7 protein-coding genes and 1 pseudogene are annotated in these 5738 nt (G+C 49.7%); 3 read left to right on the top strand and 5 right to left on the bottom strand.

What is annotated here, in order from left to right:
- A pseudogene (locus IQ235_RS16970) lies at positions 1–164 on the top strand (succinyldiaminopimelate aminotransferase); the annotation flags it as partial.
- A 3-nt stretch (positions 165–167) separates the two neighbouring features.
- Here IQ235_RS16970 and IQ235_RS16965 read toward each other — a convergent pair.
- On the bottom strand, positions 168–365 hold the full coding sequence (locus IQ235_RS16965; protein WP_264322612.1) for a hypothetical protein: 198 nt from the start codon (positions 363–365) through the stop codon (positions 168–170).
- 182 nt (positions 366–547) lie between these two features.
- Between IQ235_RS16965 and IQ235_RS16960 the strand changes: the two genes are divergently transcribed.
- Both IQ235_RS16960 and IQ235_RS16955 read left to right on the top strand, forming a co-directional pair.
- Positions 548–901 carry a helix-turn-helix domain-containing protein gene (locus IQ235_RS16960; protein ID WP_264322611.1) on the top strand — a complete coding sequence of 118 codons (354 nt, stop codon included), beginning with the start codon at positions 548–550 and terminating at the stop codon, positions 899–901.
- Positions 901–1464: a PIN domain-containing protein gene (locus IQ235_RS16955; protein WP_264322610.1), complete on the top strand. Its 564-nt coding sequence runs from the start codon at positions 901–903 to the stop codon at positions 1462–1464. The genes IQ235_RS16960 and IQ235_RS16955 overlap by 1 nt, the downstream gene beginning before the upstream one ends.
- A gap of 201 nt (positions 1465–1665) precedes the next feature.
- Here IQ235_RS16955 and IQ235_RS16950 read toward each other — a convergent pair whose 3' ends face one another.
- From IQ235_RS16950 to IQ235_RS16935, 4 genes are all read right to left on the bottom strand, one after another.
- Positions 1666–2256, bottom strand: coding sequence for a Uma2 family endonuclease (locus IQ235_RS16950; protein ID WP_264322609.1), 591 nt, complete (start codon positions 2254–2256; stop codon positions 1666–1668).
- 295 nt (positions 2257–2551) lie between these two features.
- Positions 2552–4381 (bottom strand): threonine--tRNA ligase, encoded by a 1830-nt coding sequence (gene thrS / locus IQ235_RS16945; RefSeq protein ID WP_264322608.1) that lies wholly within the window; start codon positions 4379–4381, stop codon positions 2552–2554.
- Positions 4382–4469: 88 nt separating this feature from the next.
- Complete coding sequence (locus IQ235_RS16940) at positions 4470–4796, bottom strand: hypothetical protein (RefSeq protein ID WP_264322607.1); 327 nt, start codon at positions 4794–4796, stop codon at positions 4470–4472.
- A gap of 589 nt (positions 4797–5385) precedes the next feature.
- Positions 5386–5738 (bottom strand): S1 RNA-binding domain-containing protein (locus IQ235_RS16935; protein WP_264322606.1); only part of this gene is annotated, 353 nt, incomplete at its 5' end.

The raw sequence follows: 5738 nt of genomic DNA, 5'->3' as shown, positions 1-5738 counted from the left end.
GCTTTTGCACTCAGTTAGTGGAACAGACGGGAGTTGCCGCATCCCCCGGTGCGGGATTCGGGAAAGCCGGGGAAGGTTATGTGCGATTTGCCCTAGTTCACGAACCCCCGGTATTGGAAGAAGCAGTGGCGAGGATGGCAAAGTTTTTGGGACGAGGTTCGTAGTGGTTATGGAGTCACTTCAACCGCATCTGAAGGCAAGTCGGTAGGAAGTGGCGCAGATTGAGAATGCACCCACGCGCCGGAACCCAGTAAAACCACAACGATTGGAATTAGCTTAATCAGGGTCGCTTCGGACAGCCTAACTTTGATTTCAATCCCGTCAGGTTCTTGTGCCGGAGGTGGAGTTTGCTTGGTTAAAAACATGGGTCAAATCCTTGTTATCCAAGGGTGTTAGCAAAAACTCAGTCGTCGATTTGGCGATCGCCTCTGGGCAATCTCAGACCGATATTTATATTTTGCCTAAATTTCTTTATGGTTGCAACTATTTGCCTAAATAATTTTAGGTAATATTTGCTATCTTAGAGAAAAAGTGCAGTAAAACCCTTATGGACAGCACGAAACCCCAATCGAAAATTTCCCAACTCCGAGAGCAGGCGGAATTAACTCAACTAGAGCTATCGCAACTCGTCGGCGTGACGGAAACCACCATTGCCAACTGGGAAAAAGGCAGAAGCGGTCTGGAGTGGATCGAACGCCTGATTCGGTTGTGCAACGCTCTCGATTGCCAGCCGCAAGACTTGATTGAATACATTCCTGCTGCCGAATCCTCCGAACCACAAGCAAAGCCCAAGACCAAGACGCTATCCCAACTACGCCAGCTTTTAAATACCGATCGACCACCTCAGTCCAACCCAGCTAAACCCACGATTCAATCTAACGGACTGGAGGTGGGGGAATAATGAGGATTTTGATCGATGCTGACACGATCGTAGAAATCTTGCTCAATCGGAGTGGGATTGTCGAGAAGGTTGAAAGCTTGTGGAATGTTTTGGAAGAGGGGCAGATAGAGGCATATCTGTCAGATATTGGCGCAGACAAAATTCGCAGCTTTGCTGAGCATATAAGCGATCCTATCAGTGCCAATGAAATTGTCTTAACTATCCAAAAACATCTCCAAATCTGTCCGGTTGACGAGATGATTCTTCAACATGTTAGATTATCTGCTTTAGAAGATTATGAATCCGCTGTTGAGGTATCTTGTGCCTTGGCTCTGGATATGGGTGCAATTGTTACGCATAAACCCTCAGATTTTGCTAAAGCAAACTTCTCGATTATTTCTGTAGGTGAGTTGCCAGAACGACAACATCTGGAAGACCAGATTCAATCTACAAAAAGTGAGAAATCTGGTAAAAATGTGAGCTTAGAAGCATTAGAAAACGCTTTAAAAGAAGCTGGAAGGCAGCCAATGGCAGAGCCATATATTTCTGAGTTCGATGACTTCGCTCTTTTGCTTCTTTTGTAATCAACGTTTCTTTAGGTAATGAATGGAATCCTTTATTGATGATGGCTAAACGAATAACCTGACTGTTTTAAAAAGATTGTGTTAACCTCAAATCTCAAAGTTATTCGTTTAGTCGAACCTGACGTAGGCTCAAACAAGGCTAAATTTTATAACGTGAGCTGGTAATCAGTCGGGAATTTTCCACAGTTCAATTTCCAAGCATTACCGGCCCGCATTCAACACTCGTTCTGCCGTTAAATTCAACTGAGGAAACGTCGGAGATGAAATTGCCTCTTGCTCGGTAAAACGTTGTTCTCGGTAAGAGTCTCCCTCCAGCGTCAGCACCAACACCAGTTGACGCAGCGGATCGATTAACCAATACTCGGGAATTCCTCGTTGTGCGTATTCTCGTCGCTTTTCAACATAATCTCGGTCGTAGTTCGGTTCCCCCGGTTCGCCGGGAGATACTACTTCAACTACCAACAGAGGTACGGGTTTGTCGTAGCGCAGAAGCGACTGTTTTTCCGAGATAACCGCCTCGTAAGATGCTTCCGAATGTACCGTTAAATCGGGTTCGCGTGCCGTTACCGCACTCGAACTCACTTCAATTAAATGCTTGTTGCCGATGCGATAGGGAGGAATGCCGAGTTGAGCGAAAGTCATCGCCAGAAAAAAGGCGATCGAGATATTTAATGCACTCTCAGCCCCCATTTTGACTAATACTCCATTAACCAGTTCGTATCGAGTATCAGTCCCATCGTCATAATTCAGGTACTCCTGAAGCGTCATTCGTCGGTGGGTTGAGATCGTCATCGATCGAGCCTCTTGCAATTACTCTTATTTTAAGTTGTAGGATGTGTTAGACGGCGAAAAATCTTGACATTTCAGGAAACTCAACAATCCGTCTAACGCATCGCCATCAGATATATACAAACGGGTTTATGCGTTACGACGGATTTGAAATTTTTCGTAGATGACATAAATGGTTGCCGTCTAACACATCCTACCTTTGCTTCTCTCCCCGTCTCTAATTTGGCTCGATTGCAACTATTCAACACGGGTAGGGGTCAACGGCCGTTGACCCCTACTGACGACTGACAACTAACCGCTAAAAACTCGATCGCCCTGCAATTGCCCCCTGCAACTTCTCCAATACCTGAGACAACGCCATCGAACCCAACTCCCCAGAGGCGCGGGTGCGAACGCTCAAACTCTGCGATTCCACTTCCTTCGCCCCCACAACCGCCATCACCGGGATTTTCGCTTTCTCCGCATTGCGAATCGACTTACCCAACCGTTCGTGACTGGTATCGGCCTCAGCGCGAATCCCCACCAGCCGCATCTGCGCCGCCACATCTCGGGCGTAGGGCAGAAACTCGTCGCTAACGGGCAGCAACCGCACCTGTTCCGGGGCCAGCCACAGGGGGAAGTCTCCGGCATACTCTTCGATCAGGATACCAATCAGCCGTTCGAGGGAACCGAAGGGGGCGCGGTGAATCATCACCGGACGCTGGCGAGAACCGTCTTCGGCGACGTATTCCAACTCGAACCGTTCGGGCAAATTGTAGTCCACCTGGACGGTTCCTAGCTGCCATTCCCGATCGAGAACGTCTCGGAAGATAAAATCGAGTTTGGGACCGTAGAATGCCGCTTCTCCGGGCGCTTCAAAGGACTCCATCCCCAAGGTACTCACGGCGTGGCGAATGGCATTTTCCGCCTTGTTCCACGCTTCCTCAGAACCGATGTACTTATCGGAGTCGGGATCGCGGAAACTCAATCGGGCGCGGAAATCTTTCAATTGCAAACTGTCGAACACCGACAAAATCAGATCCACCACGTTGAGGAATTCCGATTCCAACTGTTCCGGGGTGACGAACAGGTGGGAATCGTCCACGGTAAACCCACGGACCCGAGTTAATCCGCCGAGTTCCCCAGACTGTTCGTAACGGTAGACGGTGCCGAACTCCGCCAATCGCATGGGCAAATCCCGATACGATCGCAACTCGCTTTGATAGATTTGGATGTGGAACGGACAGTTCATCGGCTTGAGGACGAATCCCTGTTCGTTGGCGGCCGCTTCCTCATCCTCCGCCATCATCGGGAACATATCTTCCTTGTATTTCTGCCAGTGTCCCGAGATTTTAAACAAGTCGATGCGGGCGATGTGGGGAGTGACGACACCGAGATAGCCTCGTTTGACCTGTTCTTCTTTGAGGAAGTTTTCCAGGGTCGATCGCAAAATGGTGCCTTTGGGAGTCCACAGGGGCAACCCAGGGCCGACGGGATCGGAAAAGACGAACAATCCCAACTCTTTGCCGACTTTGCGGTGGTCGCGCTTGATGGCTTCGGCTTTGCGCCGCTTGTACTCCTGCAACTGTTCGGGGGTTTCCCAGGCGGTTCCGTAGATGCGCTGAAGTTGGGCGTTGTTGGCATCGCCGCGCCAGTACGCCCCGGCAACGGTTTCGAGATCGATCGCCTTGGGGTGCAAATCGGCGGTACTTTCGACATGGGGGCCGGCGCACAAGTCCCACCAGCGATCGCCCAAATGATACAGGGTAATCGGCTCTTCAATACTATCGAGGATTTCGAGTTTGTAGGGTTCTTGAATCTCCTCAATCCGCCGTTTGGCTTCCTCGCGAGACACTTCTTCCCGAATCACCGGCAATTTCTGCTTGATAATCTTCACCATCTCCTTTTTGATGGCCTTCAAATCTTTGTCGGTGAAAGAGTCGGGACTGTCGAAGTCATAGTAGAACCCGTAATCCGTCCACGGCCCGATGGTCACTTGCGCCTTGGGAAACAGCTTCTGTACTGCCATCGCCATCACGTGGGAGGCGGTGTGGCGAATGCTTTTGAGGGAGTCGGACTCGCCGGTACGCGGCAGGTGAATTTTTGGTGCGGGTTCCGATGACGCTTGAGGTGACGCTGGGGATGACATGGGCTAGTACGCGGTTTTGGGTAATTGAGAAGAGCGATATAATCGTTTATAATACAATTATAATACGCAATCCGGATTCTTCATTATATTATCGGACGATGCAGGCGCGATCGGCTTCGAGTTTCAGATTCGGAGAGTGCGTAGGTTCGCGACTTTGCACAGACGGGTTGACTGACAAAACTGATGCGGTAGCGTACTGGTAAGTTTGTACAGTGAATTCTAGGCGATCGCTTCGTTGGGAATGTTGCTTGCGCGATGCCATAACCGGGTCTCGATCGCGATGAGTCCAAAACCGAACATGACGAATCAGTCGCCATGGATTCTCGAAATTGCTTCTGGCTAAAATACCATCAGCATCGTCCATTGTCTCGTGCGTCTGGGCTTCACTCAGATGACCGATTGGAGTCAATGGCAAAGCGTCCCCCACAGTCGTAAATGGATGCAAGTAGCAACAAAATGGGTGCGACAAAAGTGACGTCAAATGTCATTTTTACTGCACATTAGCTTAGAGTCGAACGTGCAGTTATAGCGCTTCGTCATCAGTTTATTTACACGATTGAAGAAATAGGTTGTTTCTATTCTCTATTACCCATTCCCCATTGGTGAAAGGTTAAGGTTATATTCACTTTGTTAACTTACCAATAATCAACTGAAAACCCGACCCTTGGGGGGTCTCCCCCCAACCCTCCGCTTCGCTTCGCCCTCCCGGTGGGGGACGAAACGCCTCCCCCGGTCGCGCTCGCCGGTCGTTGTGCCCCTGCGTACAAGAGGGAGATCGTGAAAAACTATAGCCTGAAAGGGATCTAGCTCTTCAATCCAATCAACTTGACATCTGATCAAATTGCTTAACCTTTCACCAATGCCCATTCCCCGTTCCCCATGACTGAAAATGTGTAATGAAAAGGGCGCGAACTGCTATAAGTGGGTATACGATCGACTTGTCTCAAACCAATCGAACCCTCTCCCCCTTCAGCCACACGTACAATTGTGATTTGCGTGACAGCTTACTTCTCCTCTTCCTCTGTCTTCGCTTTCACTTCCGGTTTGCTTTTCACTTCCGGCTTGGGTTTGGGGGTAGACTCAGACTCTCCCGACTGCTTCTCATCCCAGCGGGTTTCGGCATTTGCCATCACCTCGTCGAAATTTTCGAGCAGTTCCCCAGCATAGTTCTCAAAAACCTTCGTCGCCAGGGAAATCCGTCCCTTCCACTCATCTACTTCCGCCACCAGGACTTTAATGTTTTGTCCCTCACTCAAAACATCCGATAGGGAATCGATGCGGTTCTGGCTGATTTGCCGGATGTGCAGCAAACCCGTCACCCCGCCGACATCCACAAACGCACCGTAGGGTTTGATGT

The sequence above is a fragment of the Zarconia navalis LEGE 11467 genome (assembly GCF_015207075.1).
GTDB classification, from domain to species: Bacteria; Cyanobacteriota; Cyanobacteriia; order Cyanobacteriales; family Geitlerinemataceae; genus Zarconia; species Zarconia navalis.
This window is presented reverse-complemented; position numbering and strand designations above follow the sequence as displayed.

Coding starts and splice junctions, on each gene's coding strand:
- IQ235_RS16965 (WP_264322612.1), bottom strand. CDS start 365: ATGTTTTTAACCAAGCAAACTCCACCTCCGGCACAAGAACCTGACGGG.
- IQ235_RS16960 (WP_264322611.1), top strand. CDS start 548: ATGGACAGCACGAAACCCCAATCGAAAATTTCCCAACTCCGAGAGCAG.
- IQ235_RS16955 (WP_264322610.1), top strand. CDS start 901: ATGAGGATTTTGATCGATGCTGACACGATCGTAGAAATCTTGCTCAAT.
- IQ235_RS16950 (WP_264322609.1), bottom strand. CDS start 2,256: ATGACGATCTCAACCCACCGACGAATGACGCTTCAGGAGTACCTGAAT.
- thrS (WP_264322608.1), bottom strand. CDS start 4,381: ATGTCATCCCCAGCGTCACCTCAAGCGTCATCGGAACCCGCACCAAAA.